Annotated in this window: 19 protein-coding genes and 2 pseudogenes; 13 read left to right on the forward strand and 8 right to left on the reverse strand. The window is 69.8% G+C overall.

The window, feature by feature from the left end:
* Positions 1–18: 18 nt before the first annotated feature.
* Both Ahu01nite_RS44870 and Ahu01nite_RS44875 read right to left on the reverse strand, forming a co-directional pair.
* Positions 19–186 carry a hypothetical protein gene (locus Ahu01nite_RS44870; RefSeq protein ID WP_203842891.1) on the reverse strand — a complete coding sequence of 56 codons (168 nt, stop codon included), beginning with the start codon at positions 184–186 and terminating at the stop codon, positions 19–21.
* 23 nt (positions 187–209) lie between these two features.
* Positions 210–383, reverse strand: a pseudogene (locus Ahu01nite_RS44875) (IS701 family transposase); the annotation flags it as partial.
* A 256-nt stretch (positions 384–639) separates the two neighbouring features.
* Here Ahu01nite_RS44875 and Ahu01nite_RS44880 point away from each other — a divergent pair.
* Together Ahu01nite_RS44880 and Ahu01nite_RS44885 are read left to right on the forward strand one after the other, a co-directional pair.
* A complete protein-coding gene (locus Ahu01nite_RS44880; protein ID WP_203842892.1) occupies positions 640–1182 on the forward strand; it encodes a hypothetical protein in 543 nt (180 codons plus the stop codon).
* A 399-nt stretch (positions 1183–1581) separates the two neighbouring features.
* Positions 1582–1728: a hypothetical protein gene (locus tag Ahu01nite_RS44885; RefSeq protein ID WP_203842893.1), complete on the forward strand. Its 147-nt coding sequence runs from the start codon at positions 1582–1584 to the stop codon at positions 1726–1728.
* Between the two features lie 334 nt (positions 1729–2062).
* On the opposite strand, the gene Ahu01nite_RS44890 is transcribed toward Ahu01nite_RS44885, so the two are convergent.
* Positions 2063–2662, reverse strand: a complete 600-nt coding sequence (locus Ahu01nite_RS44890; RefSeq protein ID WP_203842894.1) for a TetR/AcrR family transcriptional regulator — start codon at positions 2660–2662, stop codon at positions 2063–2065.
* A 189-nt stretch (positions 2663–2851) separates the two neighbouring features.
* Between Ahu01nite_RS44890 and Ahu01nite_RS44895 the strand changes: the two genes are divergently transcribed.
* Positions 2852–3331, forward strand: coding sequence for a universal stress protein (locus tag Ahu01nite_RS44895; protein ID WP_203842895.1), 480 nt, complete (start codon positions 2852–2854; stop codon positions 3329–3331).
* Between the two features lie 36 nt (positions 3332–3367).
* On the opposite strand, the gene Ahu01nite_RS44900 is transcribed toward Ahu01nite_RS44895, so the two are convergent.
* The gene (locus tag Ahu01nite_RS44900; protein WP_203842896.1) at positions 3368–4156 is read right to left on the reverse strand and encodes a maleylpyruvate isomerase family mycothiol-dependent enzyme; all 789 of its coding nucleotides are present in this window, start codon (positions 4154–4156) and stop codon (positions 3368–3370) included.
* A gap of 58 nt (positions 4157–4214) precedes the next feature.
* Here Ahu01nite_RS44900 and Ahu01nite_RS44905 point away from each other — a divergent pair, with 58 nt between their 5' ends.
* From Ahu01nite_RS44905 to Ahu01nite_RS44925, 5 genes are all read left to right on the forward strand, one after another.
* Entirely contained in the window at positions 4215–4922 is a 708-nt protein-coding gene (locus Ahu01nite_RS44905; RefSeq protein WP_203842897.1) for a TetR/AcrR family transcriptional regulator, read from the forward strand.
* Positions 4923–5066: 144 nt separating this feature from the next.
* Complete coding sequence (locus tag Ahu01nite_RS44910) at positions 5067–5261, forward strand: ferredoxin (RefSeq protein ID WP_203842898.1); 195 nt, start codon at positions 5067–5069, stop codon at positions 5259–5261.
* Positions 5258–6445 carry an NAD(P)/FAD-dependent oxidoreductase gene (locus Ahu01nite_RS44915; RefSeq protein WP_203842899.1) on the forward strand — a complete coding sequence of 396 codons (1188 nt, stop codon included), beginning with the start codon at positions 5258–5260 and terminating at the stop codon, positions 6443–6445. Before Ahu01nite_RS44910 ends, Ahu01nite_RS44915 begins: the two co-directional genes overlap by 4 nt.
* A complete protein-coding gene (locus Ahu01nite_RS44920; protein WP_203842900.1) occupies positions 6442–7647 on the forward strand; it encodes an NAD(P)-binding domain-containing protein in 1206 nt (401 codons plus the stop codon). The genes Ahu01nite_RS44915 and Ahu01nite_RS44920 overlap by 4 nt, the downstream gene beginning before the upstream one ends.
* Positions 7644–8849, forward strand: coding sequence for a cytochrome P450 (locus Ahu01nite_RS44925; protein WP_203842901.1), 1206 nt, complete (start codon positions 7644–7646; stop codon positions 8847–8849). Before Ahu01nite_RS44920 ends, Ahu01nite_RS44925 begins: the two co-directional genes overlap by 4 nt.
* Here the strand turns inward: Ahu01nite_RS44925 and Ahu01nite_RS44930 are convergent, their stop codons facing one another.
* Positions 8850–9521, reverse strand: a complete 672-nt coding sequence (locus Ahu01nite_RS44930) for a hemerythrin domain-containing protein (protein ID WP_203842902.1) — start codon at positions 9519–9521, stop codon at positions 8850–8852.
* A gap of 51 nt (positions 9522–9572) precedes the next feature.
* Between Ahu01nite_RS44930 and Ahu01nite_RS51585 the strand changes: the two genes are divergently transcribed.
* Complete coding sequence (locus Ahu01nite_RS51585) at positions 9573–10196, forward strand: TetR/AcrR family transcriptional regulator (RefSeq protein WP_203842903.1); 624 nt, start codon at positions 9573–9575, stop codon at positions 10194–10196.
* A gap of 331 nt (positions 10197–10527) precedes the next feature.
* On the forward strand, positions 10528–10863 hold the full coding sequence (locus Ahu01nite_RS44940) for a nuclear transport factor 2 family protein (RefSeq protein WP_203842904.1): 336 nt from the start codon (positions 10528–10530) through the stop codon (positions 10861–10863).
* A gap of 6 nt (positions 10864–10869) precedes the next feature.
* Here Ahu01nite_RS44940 and Ahu01nite_RS44945 read toward each other — a convergent pair whose 3' ends face one another.
* The gene (locus Ahu01nite_RS44945) at positions 10870–11880 is read right to left on the reverse strand and encodes an LLM class flavin-dependent oxidoreductase (RefSeq protein WP_203842905.1); all 1011 of its coding nucleotides are present in this window, start codon (positions 11878–11880) and stop codon (positions 10870–10872) included.
* A gap of 4 nt (positions 11881–11884) precedes the next feature.
* Complete coding sequence (locus tag Ahu01nite_RS44950; protein ID WP_203842906.1) at positions 11885–12790, reverse strand: NADP-dependent oxidoreductase; 906 nt, start codon at positions 12788–12790, stop codon at positions 11885–11887.
* Between the two features lie 97 nt (positions 12791–12887).
* On the opposite strand from Ahu01nite_RS44950, the gene Ahu01nite_RS44955 reads away from it, so the two are divergent.
* Positions 12888–13523, forward strand: a complete 636-nt coding sequence (locus Ahu01nite_RS44955; protein WP_203842907.1) for a TetR/AcrR family transcriptional regulator — start codon at positions 12888–12890, stop codon at positions 13521–13523.
* 32 nt (positions 13524–13555) lie between these two features.
* Here Ahu01nite_RS44955 and Ahu01nite_RS44960 read toward each other — a convergent pair whose 3' ends face one another.
* Positions 13556–14215 (reverse strand): TetR/AcrR family transcriptional regulator, encoded by a 660-nt coding sequence (locus Ahu01nite_RS44960; RefSeq protein WP_203842908.1) that lies wholly within the window; start codon positions 14213–14215, stop codon positions 13556–13558.
* A 59-nt stretch (positions 14216–14274) separates the two neighbouring features.
* Between Ahu01nite_RS44960 and Ahu01nite_RS51945 the strand changes: the two are divergent.
* Together Ahu01nite_RS51945 and Ahu01nite_RS44970 are read left to right on the forward strand one after the other, a co-directional pair.
* Positions 14275–14926 (forward strand): annotated as a pseudogene (locus tag Ahu01nite_RS51945) (zinc-binding dehydrogenase).
* Between the two features lie 10 nt (positions 14927–14936).
* Positions 14937–15698: an SDR family NAD(P)-dependent oxidoreductase gene (locus Ahu01nite_RS44970; protein ID WP_203842909.1), complete on the forward strand. Its 762-nt coding sequence runs from the start codon at positions 14937–14939 to the stop codon at positions 15696–15698.
* Positions 15699–15709 lie beyond the last annotated feature (11 nt).

The raw sequence follows: 15709 nt of genomic DNA on the forward strand, positions 1-15709 counted from the left end.
TTAGTACTGCTACGGCAGTTAGGTGAGTGCGTACCCGCGGCGTTTGTAGTAGCTGAGGCGGGCTTGGCACCGGCGTCTGCGGCGCCAGCGTGACAACCACCAGACATGATGGTCGAGTTGCCGGCAGCGGACGGACAGTGCGGCGAGCAGACGCCGGATCTCGGGTGCGGTGTAGCCGATCACCATGTCGTCGATGGTGCCGGTCCCCCTCAAGCAAGGGTTCTGGCGACGACGAGCCAGGCGTGAGCGGCCATCGACAGCGTGATGTGGGCATACCAGGCCCGCCAATGGCGGACCTGTTAATCGTCCAGACTGGCCTGGTTCTTGGCCTGCTGGAAGCAGTCCTCGACCGCCCAGCGCAATCCAGCGACCCGGGCCAGGTCCATGGCTGGTGCCGGTTGTCCTGAGGCTGGCCCGCTCCACAGCCCCGTGGGTCACGATCTACGACGAGTCCTGCAATGTCGTTTACAAGCTGAACGCGGCACCCGACGGTGTCGAAGGCTATGTCGCTGCAACCGCAAACCGCGAAGAGATGAAGTCGGACGCGACCGTTCATGAAAGTTGGACCCACCCGGGCCTGACGGGCATGTCCGCGCGGCCGATACTCACCTCCAATAACCGTCCACTACGGTCACGCACATGTCCCGCAAGTCATTCGTCGCACTCATTGCAAGCCTCGGCCTTGTCGTGGGCGTCGGGATGATTGCCGCCGCGTGGGCCGCCCGCGGCCAGGTGATGACCGCGGTCTCCCCCCGCCCTACCTGGGGCGCAGACGGAACCGGCAACCACATCCACGCCGCCACCGGCCCCGCATTCCCCGCCCGTCTTGCTGGCTGGAGACTCGCCGGTGAATGGCACGACTCCGTCCGCGTGTCTGGGACCTGGACGAGCCTATGCGGTGACCCTGTCTGCGAGCCGCGATTCCCGGCGACCATGAACGGCTGCGGCAACCAGCGCTTCCTGCTGCGCTGGCGCACGGTCGGCAACACCACGGTCGACTTCGGCGACGGGACTGTCGCTGCCGATATCGGCACCCTCGCCGACGAACAACTAGCCGAGCCGACCAACACCGGGTGGGCTGAACTGCACGGGTGCGGCTGGCCGCTCTGGAGAACCCACGATGCTCCGAACAACCTGGTGGACATCGCCGTCACTCTCCAACAATGGGTCCCCACTGCCTGATCCACCTTGCCTGCGGTCAGAGCTCACGGACCCGATCTGCGATCGACTTATGCCTCTCACATACACGTCTGGTGCACGGCAGGCGGTGATGCGCCCGGGACATGCCAGCACAAACGTCATGCAGCTGTGACAGCGGGTGCACAGCTATCGTTGACGTCATCGACTCTGACCACGTGTGGCGGCTACCCGCCACCGAGCGCTCCGCGCCGCGCCCATTACTACGGTGTGGCACGGCGCGGTCTATGGCACCGCTGGCGGACAACCGCTCGTGTTCGACGCGCATACTTGGATCGACCGCTACCTCCGCCGACGCCGCGGTGATGACCGCATACCCCGCTGCCGGCTGATCGGTGACGGAGCTGCCAGTGCGAATGCACGAGGCGGCTCGTTAGGTGTCGCATGAGCGCTTCAGAAGATGGCGAACAGCGTCGGTGGCCGGTGTGGGCGATCGTCCTGGTCGTGATTGTCGGACTGCTGGTGGTCTTGCCGGTGCTGGTCGTGCTACTACTGGCTGCGATAATCGCGGTGTACGGCCTGGTGGCGTAGACCTGGCGGAATGGAATGGGTGCGAGGAATCCAACCGCAACCGCAATGCATCGACCCCTCCCGCGGCGCGGCGGTGTAGCTCGCTCTCGGGTGCGCTTTTTACATTCTGCTAGCACACCCGATCTTGCTGTGACGCACGAGAAGTCGATATATGGGGCGTGCAGAATTTATGTTCGGGACTTGACAGTGATTGCCGCAAGACATTGCTCTGACGTCCGTATGGAACAACATTCAGCTCACGCCGAAGCGCTTATGTCTCATGGCCCACGATGCGTCACGCCGCACGGTCGCCGGAGCCCGCTCCCGAACGGCCATGGCGCCATCGCCGGCCGGCTCAGTGCGCGGTCTGGGTGGTGACGGCGTCGAGGAGGAAGTCGACGAGGCGCAGGGCGTAGCCGCTGGTGTCGGCGGCCAGGGCGGCGGGCGGGGTGGTCAGGGCGTGCATCATGGCGCCGCCGACCAGGGTCTCCAGCAGGAGGGTGACCGAGACGTTCCCGGCGACCTCGCCGCGGTCGATGCCGCGGCGGACGATCGCGCGGGCGGCGTGGCGCTGGGATGCGCGCATGGCGTCGTAGTGGGCTGCCACGCCCGGGATGGCGGCCGCCTCGAGGGTCAGGCGGGAGGCGGCCCGGCCGGTGCTGCCGGTGTAGATGTCGAGGACCTGGCCGGCCAGTTGCACCAGGTCGCCGTGCAGGGTGCCGGTGTCGGCGTCGAAGACCCGGGCCAGGCGCAGCGTCACCGCGTCGGTCAGCAGGGTTTCCTTGCTGCTCCAGCGCAGGTAGAGCGAGGCCTTGCCGACCCCGGCGCGGCGGGCGACCGTCTCCATCGCGAAGCCGGCCCAGCCCGTGTCGGCGAAGACCTCCAGGGCTGCCTGGGCGATGCGGCGGTCCACCTCCGGGTCGCGGCGGCGCCCGGGTCCCTCGCTCGCTGGCATCGCTCTCCTGTCAGGTGGTGCTTCAACAGGCTTCTTCCCATTGCCGGGACGTTTCGGTCAGGATACGCTTCCGATAACTGAACGCAAACCGTTCAGCTATCGGAAGTGCTGTCCGGCTGCACCGCTCAAGAAGTGCGGTTCGGGAAGTGCTGTCCGGAAGTGCTATCGGATCGTGCAGGAGGCAGGCCGATGGGCGAGCCGTATCCGGCGGAGGAGCGTCACCCCCGCGCCGCGACCCTGGCGGGGCGTCCCGCGGCGATCGTGGTCGGCGTCGACGGCTCGGATGCCTCTTTACGAGCCGCGGCGTACGCCGTGGGCCTCGCCCGCCGTCAGCAGGCGCCCCTCGTCGTGGTCTACGTGCGCAGCCAGCCCAGCGGGCTGCTCTCCGCCGTCGACGGTGGGGGCGCCGGCATCGTTGCGGTGATCGACGTCGAGGACCGGATCGAGGCCGAACTGCTGGACGCCTTCCGGCAGGCGCTCGACGGCATCGACGCCCAGCTGATCATCCGATCCGGACAGCCGTCGGCCGTGCTGTCCGAGGTCGCCCACGAGGTCCAGGCGGGCGCCGTCATCGTCGGCCGGTCGGAGAGCCTGGCCCACCGTCTCACCGGATCCGTGCCCCGGCGCCTGGTCCGATGCGGACGCTGGCCGGTCACGGTAGTGCCCTAGACCGGCCTCAGAAGCCGCCGGCCTCAGAAACCGGCCTCAGAAGCCGGGGAAGACGGTCCGCAGCTCGTCGAGCGTGATCGTGCCGGTGACCTCGATGCCGGCCGGGGTGTACCGCGGGGCCAGCCGGCCGTAGGCGAGCCGCACCACGGACTCGAGCGGGCCGTCGAACGTCGCGGTCACGGGCAGGGTCTCGGTGGTCAGCCGCACCTGGTCGGCGATCACCACGCGGTACGGCGTCTTGCTGATCTCGAGCACGGTGTCCTCGCGGGCCACGCCGGGCTTGCCGATAAAGCCGAGCATGAACGCGATGCCCCCGCTGAGGTGCTCGGCGAGCAGCTGCGCCGAAAGCTCCTCGAGCGCCGCTTGCGGGTCGGCACCCACGCGTACGTCCCAGCTGTGCTGAGCGACCTCACTCAGGCGCATCGCGGCGAACGACGCGAGCGGGACCGGCTCGGGCAGGAAGCCCATGTCGACCTTGAGCTCGTCGTGACGCTCCTCGGGAATCGCCTCGAGCGCGGTGACCAGCGCGGCGTCGGACGTGGCCCAGCCGGCGGCCTGATCCTGCGGGCTCAGCGCGTTCCACCGGTCCCACACACCCTGGTTGAAGTCGGCTCCGGGCTTGTCGGCCTCGCCCAGCGCCGCGCGCAGGGCGGCGAGCGTGATCTCCGCACCGCTGCCCAGGTGCGAGAGAACATCGGCGACGGTCCACTCGGACGCGCCGGACGGGCCGGTGAGCTGCTCCGTGGAGAGCGAGGAGACGATGCCCGCGAGGTTGTCGTGCTCACTGCGCAGGGCCGCGATGGTGCGGCCGGCAAGGGTTGTCATGACTGCAGAGCTTAGGACGCATCGCCTGGATATCATCGGCGGCGGGGGTGAGCCGACGATGGTTGATCAGGAGCCGCCGTCGGGCCCGGGGCGCCGGCGGAGCAGACGGGGGGACGGCGCGCAGCTGCGTGCGGAGATCCTCGCGGGGGTCAACCGGCTGCTGGTCGACTGGGGCAGCACCGAGAAGCTGACGATCCGCGCGGTGGCCCGCGAGGTCGGCGTCGCCGCGCCCAGCATCTACCTCCATTTCGACGACAAGTCGGAGCTGGTGTGGGCGGCCCTGGCCGGCAAGTACGTCGAGCTGGCCGAGCTCATGAGCGCCGCGGCGGATGCGGCGGGTGACGGGCCGCTGGAGCGCCTGCGCGCCGAGGTGCACGCCTACTGCCGCTTCGCGTTGAACGATCCAGGTCATTACCGCTTGATGTACGAGGTGGAGCAGCCGATCGTGGACGCAGCCCGCCTCGCGCGACATCCGGCGGGGGTCGTCTCGGGCCGGTTCCGGGATGCGATCACCCGTTGTGACGCCGCCGGGCACCCGTCCTCACTGCCCGTGGAGCAGGCGGGTCACACGCTGTGGGCGGGCCTGCACGGCGTCATCGCGCTGAGTCACACCTTCGCCGACGGGACGGCCACCGAGGAGATGGTTCTCGGGATCGCCGACGGCCTGCTCGGCTCGCTGGTCCCCGGTGATGCCGCAGCGCGTGCGGACCTCGCCGCGAACGGTGATGCAGCGGCGATGCGGGTCCTGCGCTCGATGCTGCACTGAGAAAAATTTCCGTTACTGATTGCGCTGCTCAAGCCCGGTTGCGGGCGAAAAACTCGAAATGACTGCCTTTACATGGCAGATACAGGAGGTTTAGCGTCCGGACTGAACTTAGTTAGGTAACGGAAAGTCGCGAAAGGATGACGTATGGAGATCACTGTCGAGGAGGACAAATGTGTCGGGGCGGGCCAGTGCGTGCTCGTCGCGCCCGAGGTCTTCGACCAGCGTGACGACGACGGCATCGTGATCCTGCTGGATGCCCGGCCCCCGGCCGCGCAGCACGACGCGACCCGTCAGGCCGCGCAGGTCTGCCCCGCCGCCGCGATCCTGGTGCGGGGGTGACCAACCGCCGGGTCGTGGTGGTCGGTGCCTCGGCCGCCGGGCTGGCCACCGCGGAGGCGCTGCGCCGCTTCGGTCACGACGGGCCGCTGGTGCTGATCGGGGAGGAGACCCATCCGCCGTACGACCGCCCGCCGCTGTCCAAGCAACTGCTCTCCGGCGCGTGGCACCCGGACAAGCTCGCCCTGACCGGCGTCGGCGACCTGGAGCTGCGGCTCGGTGCCGAAGCCATCGAGCTCGACGTCGACGCCCGTCAGGTCCGGCTCGACGACGGGAGCCGGGTCGGCTACGACGACCTCGTGGTCGCCACCGGAGCCAGGGCCCGCCGGCTGCCCGGCACGGACGGCATCGGCGGCGTGCACGTCCTGCGCACCCTCGACGACGCCCTGGCCCTGCGCGAGGCGCTCACCGCGAAGCCACATCTCCTCGTGGTCGGCGGTGGCTTCGTCGGCGCCGAAGCCGCGGCGGTGGCCCGGGAGCTCGGTTGCCCCGTCACGCTGGTCACCGACATCGCCCAGCCGATGGGTGACGTGCTCGGCACCGAACTGGGCGCGATGCTCGCCGGGCTGCACCGCGAGCACGGCGTGGTCGTGCACACCGGTGCGGCGGTCGAGGAGATCGTGCACGAGCGGGGCAGGGCTTCGGGCGTACGCGTCAAAGGCGGGACCACCCTCGAGGCCGGCCTGATCCTGGTGGGCATCGGAGCGCAACCGAACGTCGAATGGCTGGGCGGCAGCGGCCTGACGCTCGGCAACGGCGTGGAGTGCGACGAGACCCTCTACGCGGGGCACGGCGTGTGGGCCGCCGGGGACGTCGCGTCCTGGCCCGACCCGCGCACCGGTGTCCGGCACCGCATCGAGCATCGCACCAACGCCGGCGAACAGGGCATCGCGGTGGCCCGCAACCTGCTGGCCGGCCGAGCCGCTGCGACCGCGTTCACCACGGTCCCCTATGTCTGGTCGGACCAGTACGACCGCAAGATCCAGATCTACGGCAGCACCCGTGGCGCGGACGACATCCGGGTCGTCGAGGGCTCGACCGGAGAGGGTCGGCTGATCGCGCTCTACGCGAAGAACGGCGTGGTCAGCGCCGCCGTCGGCATCAACATGATCCGCGCGCTGCGCGGTTACCGGGCGCTGGTGGCCGACGCGGCCCCGTGGACGTCCGTCATCGAAGGAGCAGCATGAGCGTCACCCAGAATTCCATCGCCGGGGTAGTGGGCCTCGGCATGATCGGCGGCGGCGTCGCCGTCAGCCTGGCCGCCAGTGGCCGCCCGCCGGTCGTCTTCGACATCCGGCCCGAGGCCGCCGACACGCTCGACGGCGTGCCCGCCCCGCTCGGCTCGCCCGCCGAGGTGGCCCGCGCGGCCGACGTCGTCATGGTCGCGGTGGTGAACGCCGACCAGGCCCGCACGGTGATCACCGGACCGGACGGCTTGCTCGCCGCGGCGCACCCCGGCCTGATCATCGTGCTGCAGAGCACTGTTGCGCTGCCGGTGGTCCACGAGCTCGCCGAGGCCTGCGAGGCCGTGGGCGTGGGCTTCCTGGACTGCGGCGTCACCCCGGGGGACCGGGCCGCCGAGCACGGCATGGTCGCGATCGTCGGCGGTGACACCTCGACGGTTGAGGCCGCCCGTCCGGTGCTCGACGACTGGGCGAAGAAGGTCGTGCACTGCGGGCCGGTCGGCGCCGGGATGGCTACCAAGATCGCCAGGAACGTCATCACCTACGGCAGCTGGTCGGTCGTCGCCGAGGCCGCCGCCCTCGCCGGCTCCGCGGGTGTCGACCCGGGCACGCTCGCCGAGGTCATCGACGCCGCCGATCCGCAGGGCCGCACGCTGCTGCAACTGCTGCGGATGCACCAGCAGGACCCGGCCGCCGAGAAGACCGCGGAGCAGATCGAGGTGCTGATGACGAAGGACCTCGATGCGGCTCGCGCTCTGGCGGGGGAGCGCGCGGTGGGCGTACCCATCGTGGAAGTCGCCCGCCGGGACGCGCGGCAGACGCTGAAGCTGCCCGCCGAGCCCGCGCCGGCCGACCGCAGGGAGCGTGGCCTGGCAACCGCTGCGCGGGTCTATCCGGGTCTGCCGCTGGGCGAGCCCGTTGATCCGTTCACCGAGGCGACCGTCGACTTCCTGTTCGGTGACGTGTGGAGCCGTGACGGACTGTCTCTGCGTGACCGGCGGCTGCTGACGCTCGGTGTTGCCGCCTCCGTGGGCCGCGCCGACCTGGTCCAGATCCAGGCCGCCGGGGCGCTGGCCGGTGGCGACGTCACCCCCGCCCAGTTGCAGGAAGCCGTGCTGCAGCTCGGGGTCTACGTGGGCTGGTGCAACGCCACTGCCACCTATCAGGGCATCACCGCCGCCATCTCATCCCTGGAGGGGAAATGACCGACACACTTCCGGCCATGCCGGTGCACCGCAGCACCCCGCTCGACCCGCCGCTCGAGTATTTCCAGCTGCGCGAGCAACAGCCGATCACCCGCGTACGGTTCCCGAGCGGCATGACCGGCTGGCTCGTCACCCGCTTCGACGAGGGCAGCGAGGTGTTCGGGCATCCGCTCATGACCGCGCGGCGCCCGCGGCACGACTCGTTCGACGGTGACCAGGCTGAGCCGGAGGCCGAAGGCGTCGACCCGACGTTCGTGTTCATGGACGAGCCGGATCACGGCATGTATCGGCGGCTGCTGACCGGCCGGTTCACGCCCAAGAGCGTGCAGACCCGGCTGCAGCCCTACATCGACACGATCGTCGACGAGCACCTCGACGCGATCGCGGCCGGTCCTGAGACGTTCGACCTGGTGCAGGCGTTGTCGCTGCCGATCCCGTGCCTGGTGATCTGCGAACTGCTCGGCGTGCCCTACGCCGACCGCGACGGTTTCCACGAAGCCACCGAGGTCATGATGGACATGGCCCGCAGCCGCGAGGAACGCACCGCCGGCGCCCGCTGGCTGATCGACTACATCACGAAGCTGGTCGCCGAGAAGCGCCGCACCCACGCGGACGACGGCCTGCTCGCCGACCTGATCCGCACCGCCGACACCGACGGGTCGTTCCTCACCGACAAAGACGTGATCAGCATGGGTGTGCTGCTGCTGTTCGCCGGTCACGACACCACGGCGGCGATGATCGGGCTCTCCGCGTACACCCTGCTGACCCATCCCGCACAACGCGCCGAACTGGTCGCGCACCCGGAAAAGACCGGCCCGGCTGTCGAGGAACTGCTGCGCTATCTCACGATCGTCCAGTTCGGACTCGGCCGCGTCGCCAAGGAGGACCTGGTGCTGGGCGGTCAGCAGATCGCCGCCGGTGACCTGGTCGTCGTCGCGATGCCCGCCGCCAACCGTGACCCGCGCGCCTTCGACAACCCCGACCAGCCCAACTTCGACCGTACGCTGACCCGCCACCTCGCCTTCGGATACGGCGTCCACCAGTGCCTCGGCCAGAACATCGCCCGCGCCGAGCTGAAAACGGTGCTGCCCCGCCTCTTCACCCGCTTCCCCGGCCTGCGACTGGCAGGCGCCCCCGGCGACGTGCCGATGGACACCTACGGCACCAACTACGGCGTGAAGAAGCTGCTCGTGACCCGGTGATCAGGCGCGGACGGCGCGGACGTGGCCGGCATACCGGCGTGCTCCCAGCAGTCGCCACAGGACCCTGGCCGGCGGCGGCATCTCGGACCGGAACCAGGCCTGCTCGCGGGGCGAAGCGCCCTCCAGGACGATGCCGGCGAGCAGGAGTTTGCCGGACAGGTCCCGCGGGCCGTGCCGCATCGCGTGCTTCTGGGGTGCGATCCACTCGGCAACGGTGAGGTTTTCGTGGATCAGCGGTAGCACCTCCTTCTCTTCGAGGGCGAGGTGTTCGACCAGCGTGGCATCGAGCCGGCGCAGGGCGGCGGCGAGCGCGTCTCGTTCGGCGGTGCCCGCCGTCGCGGTCCAGCGGGGGAGCCCGTCCTCGATGACGCCGATGACGTCGGCGATGCTCCGGTGCTGGGTCTCCATCGTGGTGATCAGGTCGTCCTCCATCGGTACGCGCTGGTGCAGCAGCGGCCACAACAGGTCGTCCTCGGCCTCGTGGTGCTCGTGCAGCATGCCCAGCACGAGAGTCAGGTGCCGGGCGAGGACGCGTGCGCGGTCGGTGTCCGCCGCGGGGACGGCGGCGACCAACTCGGGCAGGAGCGCGAACTCGCGCCGGAGAGCCTGGTGGATGACCGTCATCTGCTCGGTCTCCGGCTTGTCGGCGGGAGCATCGGGGTTGATCAACATAATTTGATAGTAACGACGTTACTTTCAATATGCGAATGTTAACGTCAACGCATGGGCGGGCGCGCGTACAACTCCGAGGTCCGCGTGCGGGCTGCGCAGCAGACGCGCGCCGCCGTCCTGCGGGCGGCGCTGGAGCTCTTCGCCGAGCACGGTTATGCGAGAACGACGCTGGCGGCCGTCGCGGCGCGGGCCGGGGTCGCCCTGAACACGATCTACACCAGCGTGGGCGGCAAGCCGGCGTTGATCCGGGAGCTCGTGCACGACGGCACCTCCGACGAGGTGATCGACGCGGCGATGACCGAGATCCTGGAGCTCAGCGACGGCGGGAAGATCCTGCGGCGGCTCGCCGAGAGCTCGGGAGAGGTCATCCGGCGGCAGGAGACCCTCCTGCGGGTTCTGGTGGACAACGCCGCCGCGGATCCGGCGGTCGCCGCGGCCGCGCAGCTGTCCGTGGAGCGCTATCAGCAGCGGCTGGCCGTGGCTGCCGGCCGTCTGGTGGCGATCGACGCGGTCACCGAGGACGTGACGCGTACGGCGCAGGTCCTCTGGTTCTATTTCGGCACCAACGCCTGGGCCGCCGCGGACCAATTGGGCTGGACCGTTACGGAAGCCGCCACCTGGCTCTCCACCCAGGCCGCGAACGCCCTGCTGCGCCCCTCATCCCGCCGCGATTAGTGCGGTGCCTGCTTGTGATCTGGGGAGCAGAGCGGGATGGGCGTGTCGGGTTACATGGGGGTCACAGGGGCGCAGGCCATATGTTGCGCCGGGCAGCGGAATGCGACAACTTTATGCGGGGTTGCTCGTCAAGTCCGGGTAATCGTGTCTGACAGCAGAGCATGTGTTTCGTGGCCGGACGTGATGGGCCCGCGCTTGACATGTAACGCCGCAGGAGATTGCGGCCTTGCGGGTTTCACCGCAATTTTGTGCCCGTGGCCAGCTCCGGGCGCGCTCGCCACCCACTGCACACGAATGACACTGCGGACGGCGATCACGACCGGACGCGGACATGTTCGCCGAGCGGATCGATTGGCAGCTGTCCTGGCCCGCCGAGGGACATCCGGCGGTCCCATGGATCCGGAGCCGGTCCAGCCGGGCTGATGCGGCGGGGCACTTCCGCGAGCTGGAAGCCCATCACGTGCCGGAGCTCAACGGCACCTCAGTGACCAGGATCCTGGTCGACGGGGAACATGCCGTCGTCCTCGGGCACATCGCGCAGACAGCGCGAGACGGCAAGGCGTACACCTCGCCGTTCGCCCTGCACCTGACCGTTGAGAACGGACTGGTCGCCCGCTATCACGTCTACGAGGACAGTCTCACGGTCCTGCGGGCGCATTCCCGCTGACCTGGATCATGTGGCGGCCCGCCGGACTGCGGGGGCGATCTCTTCGGCGTAGCGGTGCAACGACTGCTCGACCAGGGTGCGGGGGAGGCCACCCCAGTCGAACTGGCCGTAGAAGCGGTTGATGCCGAGGAGGGCGTACGCGTCGAGGATTTTTTCGGTGATCTGCTCGCTGGAGCCGACCATGATGGCCTGACCCCGGCGGGTGCCTGCGTTGAAGCTGGCGCGGTCGACCATGAAGCCGCGGCCGCCGGGCTTCTTGGGCCGCAGATACTCGTGGTAGTACGGGAAGACGTCCTCGGTGCCGGCGTAGAAGTGGGTGCTGATGCCGACCCGCAGCTTCTCCGGGTGCCCGGCGCGTTCTCCGGCCTCGCGATAGATGTCGACGGCCTGCTTGGCGTGGCTGAGTGGGCCGCCGATGTAGCCGAGGACCATGGGCAGACCCAGGATTCCGGCGCGGGCGGCGCTGGCGGGGGAGCCGCCGACTCCGGCCCAGACCGGTAGCGGGTCCTGCAACGCTCGTGGGGCGATCGGGGCGTTGCGCAGCGGCGGCCGGAATGTGCCGGACCAGGTGACGTGGTCCTCGGCGCGCAGGCGTAGCAGCAGGCCGATCTTCTCGGTGAACAGCGCGTCGTAGTTGTCGACGCGTTCGCCGAACAGGGCGAAGGGCTCGGTGAAGGCGCTGCGCCCGGCGATGATCTCGGCGCGGCCGTTGCTGACCAGGTCGAGGGTGGCGAAGTCCTGGTGGACGCGGACCGGGTCGAGGACGCTGAGTACGGTGACCGCGCTCGTGAGCCGGATCCTGCTGGTGCGCGCGGCGATCGCGGCGAGGACGACGGCGGGGGAGGAGACCGCGAAGTCGAGGCTGTGGTGCTCGCCGAGCGCGAACACGTCCAGGCCGAGCCGCTCACCCAGCACGGCGTAGTCGATCGTGTCGGCGATGCGCTGCGCGGCGGTGACCGGCTTGCCGGTGTCCGGACTGGTCTGCAGGTCGCTGAGCGACAGGAAGCCGAGTTCCATCGGATCAGGCGACCGTGATGACGATCTTGCCCTTGGTGCCGCCGCTGAAGTGCGCGATGGCGTCGAGGGCTTCGTCCAGGGGGTACACGCGCTCGACGACGAGCCTGGTGTCCTGGGCGGCGAGCGTGTTGAGGGTTTCCTGCGAGGCGTTCGCGAAGACCGGGAGCACGGTGTAGTCGCCGGCGGGCAGTTGGTCGGGGGAGCCGACGAGGGTGGAGACGAAGCGGCCGCCGGGGCGCAGCAGGCCGAGCAGGGCGGCCGGGTCGCCGGCGAGGTGGAAGACCACGTCGGCGTCCTTGACCTGGGCGGCGAGGTCTTCGGTGTGGTCGGCGGTCTCGGTGGCGCCGAGCTCGGTGACCAGCGCCTTCTCGTCGTCGGTGTGCGCGGTGGCGATCACGGTCGCGCCGGCCTTGGTGGCGAGCTGGACAACGAGGGTGCCGACGCCGCCGGTCGCGCCGGAGACCAGGACGCGCTCGCCGGGCTGGAGGGCGGCTGCGGTTACGGCGTCGACTGCCGCGGAGCCCGCCAGGCCGAGTGCGCCGCCGTCGGTGAACGTCACGGCCTCGGGGAGTTTCGCCAGGCCCGTCGTGACGGGGACGGTGACGAACTCAGCCAGCGAGCCGTCGCCCAGGAACGCCTTCGTGACCACGCCGAAGACCCGGTCGCCCACCTCGTAGCCGGTGACGCCCGCGCCGAGCGCGTCGACCGTGCCCGCGAAGTCCTTGCCCAGCACGACGGGGAAGCGGTGCTCCATCATGCCCTGCAGGTAGCCGTTGGCCACGGCGAAGTCGAAACCGTTGAGAGAGGCGGCATGTACGCGTACGCGCACCTCGCCGTCGCCGGGTGCCGGCAGCTCGAGGTCGTGGATCGCGGGGGCGGTTCCGAAAGCGGTGAAAGCGACGGCGCGCATGGTTTCTCCCTGCAAATGGATGTGGTCTTCCGTTTACCCCGCCGAGCGTACCAGGCAAGTGGATGTGGTCTTCCATTTGATCGGTTAGGCTGGTGGCGTGCCCGAGAAGACGCCGAACCTGCGAGTCGACGCCGAACGCAACCGGGCCAGGGTCCTCGCCGCCGCGCGGGAGATCTTCGCCGAGCAGGGCCTGCAGGCGCCGATGAGCGAGGTCGCCCGGCGTGCGGGGGTCGGTGCCGCGACCATGTTCCGCCGCTTCCCGACCAAGGAAGACCTGGTTACGGCCGTCTTTGCGAGCAAGATGACGGCGTACGCGGACGCGGTCGACGAGGCGCTGAACGATCCCGATCCGTGGCGCGGCTTCTGCGCGTACGTGGAGAAGGTCTGTGAGATGCAGGCCGCCGACCGGGGCTTCGCCGACGTGCTGACGGTGACGTTCCCGATGGCCAAGGCCTTCGAGGCCGAGCGCAACCGGGCCGGCGCGGGCTTCGCCGACCTGATCGCGCGGGCCAAGGCGGCCGGCCGGCTCCGCGCCGACTTCGTCCACCAGGACCTGGTCATGGTGCTGATGGCCAACGCCGGCGTCGTCTCGGCCACCACCGAGGCGGCGCAGGACACGTGGCGGCGGCTGGTCGCGTACCTGGTGCAGTCATTCGCGGCCGAGGCCGCCGCGCCCCTGCCCGACCCGGCAACCCCGAGCCAGATGTATCGGGCACTGCTGCGCCTGGCGTAGGTGCCGAGGTGCCCATCAGCGGCCCGGTGCTGTCATGGCTCGACCTCCGATGAGGAGCCGGGACGCAGGCGCATGGCTGCGAGCATGGCGGCCCGGGTGGGTGCGGGAGGGGCCGGGGTGGCGGCGGTCGCGCGCAGGCCGTCGATGGCGAAGGAGAGTTGGCGGCGCCAGGCCTGGGGTGCGTGTTCGTGGGTACGGCTGGTCACGCCGACGTTTGCCATCAGTAGCAGGGCGAAGTCCTGCAGGGTGAAGTCCGGGCGCAGGCCGCCGTGGTCCCGGGCGCGGGTAATGACCTCGCCGGTGCGTTGCTGGCCGAGCTCGCGCAGCCGGGTCAGCCGGTCGTCGACGCCGACGATCGTGGTGGTCAGCAGTTCGGAGATGCCGCGGTCGTTGGCCTGCAGCTCGCACAGGTAGGTCACGTAGCCGACGAACGCCGTCCAGGGGTCGGTGCCGGTCAGGGCCTCGTCGGCGGCGCGCAGGTATTCCGCCATCCGGTCGGCGAAGACTTCCCAGATGAGCTCCTGCCGGTTGGGGAACCGGCGGTAGAGCGTGGCACTGCCGACGCCGGCCCGTTTGGCGATGTCGTCGAGCGGCGCGTCGAGGCCGTGTTCGCTGAAGACCTCCCTGGCGGCCTCGAGCAGGGCCACGCGGTTGCGTTCGGCGTCGGCGCGGATGCGGGGGCTGGTGACCATGCGAACAGGCTACCGAAACAAGTGGGGACTTACTCCCCACTTAGTGTTACGGTGAGTATATGAAAGCGCTTCAGTTTGCCGAGTTCGGCCCGCCCGACGTGCTGCGGGTCGTCGAGACGCCGGCGCCGGAGGCCGGGCCGAGGCAGATCCGCATCCGGGTGCGCGCAGCCGGCGTGAACCACCGGCGACGCCGTTGATCAGCACCACGCCACCGGGCGCGGCCTTGAGGGCGTCCACCGCGCGCCTGGTGTCGGCCTTGCCGCGGCCCAGTTCGCGCGTGCCGACGGGCTCGTTGTCGTCGGCACCGCCCGCGAGAGCAATCACGCCTTCCTGCGTGACTTCGGGATCGAGCCCATTTCGTACGGGCCGGGGCTCGCCGATCGCGTCCGTGGGCTCGTCCCGGCCGGCATCGACCGCGCGCTCGACGTCGCGGGGTCCGGAATCCTGCCCGAGCTCATCGAACTCACCGGGGCCGCGGACCGCGTCGTCACCATCGCCGACCCGCGGGCCGCGGAATGCGGCGTCGTCTTCACCACCGGCACCGAGGGCCGCGCCTGGCACGCGCTCGCCGACGCGGCCCTGCTCCACGAGCGTGGCGACTTCTCGCTGCCCGTGGAGCGCACGTTCGCCCTCGCCGAGGGACCCGCCGCGCATCGGCTCAGCGAGCTGGGACACGTACGCGGCAAGCTCGTCATCGTTCTGGATCTGTGAGGAGAGCATCATGGGACTTGTTGAGGGTAAGGCCGGCATCGTGACCGGGGCGGCCGGGGGCATCGGCCGGGCCAGCGCGCTGACGTTCGCCGCCGAGGGCGCCAAGGTCGTCGTCTCGGACATCGATGAGGACGGTGGCCAGGAAACCGTGAAGCTGATCCTGGCCGCGGGCGGCGACGCCATCTTCGTCCGCGCCGACGCGTCGAGCGAGTCCGACAACGAGGCACTGGTCGAGGCGGCCGTCGCGGCGTTCGGGCGGCTGGACTGGTCCCACCTCAACGCCGGGCTGACCGCACCGGGCGCCCCGGTGACCGAGCAGAAGAAGGAATACTTCGACAAGGTCCTCGGCGTCGACCTGCTCGGTGTCGTCTATGGACTCAAGCACCAGGCGACCCGGATGGCGCAGCAGGGCACCGGCGGCGCGATCGTCATCAGCGCCTCGACCGCCGGCATGACCGCCCAGTACGGCATGGCGCCGTACGTGACCGCCAAGTGGGGTGTCCTCGGCCTGATGCGCACCGCCGCCCTGGAGAACGCCCCGGCCGGCATCCGCGTCAACGCGATCTGTCCCGGCATGACCGCGACGGCAGGCGTGCAGGCATGGGCCGACAGCGTCCCCGAGCAGGCCGCCGCCGTGCGGGCCAAGATCCCGCTGGGCCGCCTGGGCACCCCCGAGGACCAGGCCAACGCGGCGGTCTGGCTCTGCTCCGACAAGGCCTCCTACATCACCGGCACCGACCTGGTCATCGACGGCGGCCACCTGCTGGGCTGAAACCCCGCGGT

Source organism: Winogradskya humida, from assembly GCF_016862215.1.
Taxonomy (GTDB): Bacteria; Actinomycetota; Actinomycetes; order Mycobacteriales; family Micromonosporaceae; genus Actinoplanes; species Actinoplanes humidus.

Excerpts from the sequence above, each read along its gene's own strand:
- Ahu01nite_RS44890 (WP_203842894.1), bottom strand. The coding sequence starts at position 2,662 with ATGCCAGCGAGCGAGGGACCCGGGCGCCGCCGCGACCCGGAGGTGGAC.
- Ahu01nite_RS44940 (WP_203842904.1), top strand. The coding sequence starts at position 10,528 with ATGTTCGCCGAGCGGATCGATTGGCAGCTGTCCTGGCCCGCCGAGGGA.
- Ahu01nite_RS44880 (WP_203842892.1), top strand. The coding sequence starts at position 640 with ATGTCCCGCAAGTCATTCGTCGCACTCATTGCAAGCCTCGGCCTTGTC.
- Ahu01nite_RS44895 (WP_203842895.1), top strand. The coding sequence starts at position 2,852 with ATGGGCGAGCCGTATCCGGCGGAGGAGCGTCACCCCCGCGCCGCGACC.
- Ahu01nite_RS44960 (WP_203842908.1), bottom strand. The coding sequence starts at position 14,215 with ATGGTCACCAGCCCCCGCATCCGCGCCGACGCCGAACGCAACCGCGTG.
- Ahu01nite_RS44945 (WP_203842905.1), bottom strand. The coding sequence starts at position 11,880 with ATGGAACTCGGCTTCCTGTCGCTCAGCGACCTGCAGACCAGTCCGGAC.
- Ahu01nite_RS44870 (WP_203842891.1), bottom strand. The coding sequence starts at position 186 with ATGGTGATCGGCTACACCGCACCCGAGATCCGGCGTCTGCTCGCCGCA.
- Ahu01nite_RS44905 (WP_203842897.1), top strand. The coding sequence starts at position 4,215 with ATGGTTGATCAGGAGCCGCCGTCGGGCCCGGGGCGCCGGCGGAGCAGA.
- Ahu01nite_RS44970 (WP_203842909.1), top strand. The coding sequence starts at position 14,937 with ATGGGACTTGTTGAGGGTAAGGCCGGCATCGTGACCGGGGCGGCCGGG.
- Ahu01nite_RS44885 (WP_203842893.1), top strand. The coding sequence starts at position 1,582 with ATGAGCGCTTCAGAAGATGGCGAACAGCGTCGGTGGCCGGTGTGGGCG.
- Ahu01nite_RS44930 (WP_203842902.1), bottom strand. The coding sequence starts at position 9,521 with ATGTTGATCAACCCCGATGCTCCCGCCGACAAGCCGGAGACCGAGCAG.
- Ahu01nite_RS44925 (WP_203842901.1), top strand. The coding sequence starts at position 7,644 with ATGACCGACACACTTCCGGCCATGCCGGTGCACCGCAGCACCCCGCTC.
- Ahu01nite_RS44920 (WP_203842900.1), top strand. The coding sequence starts at position 6,442 with ATGAGCGTCACCCAGAATTCCATCGCCGGGGTAGTGGGCCTCGGCATG.
- Ahu01nite_RS44900 (WP_203842896.1), bottom strand. The coding sequence starts at position 4,156 with ATGACAACCCTTGCCGGCCGCACCATCGCGGCCCTGCGCAGTGAGCAC.
- Ahu01nite_RS44950 (WP_203842906.1), bottom strand. The coding sequence starts at position 12,790 with ATGCGCGCCGTCGCTTTCACCGCTTTCGGAACCGCCCCCGCGATCCAC.
- Ahu01nite_RS51585 (WP_203842903.1), top strand. The coding sequence starts at position 9,573 with ATGGGCGGGCGCGCGTACAACTCCGAGGTCCGCGTGCGGGCTGCGCAG.
- Ahu01nite_RS44910 (WP_203842898.1), top strand. The coding sequence starts at position 5,067 with ATGGAGATCACTGTCGAGGAGGACAAATGTGTCGGGGCGGGCCAGTGC.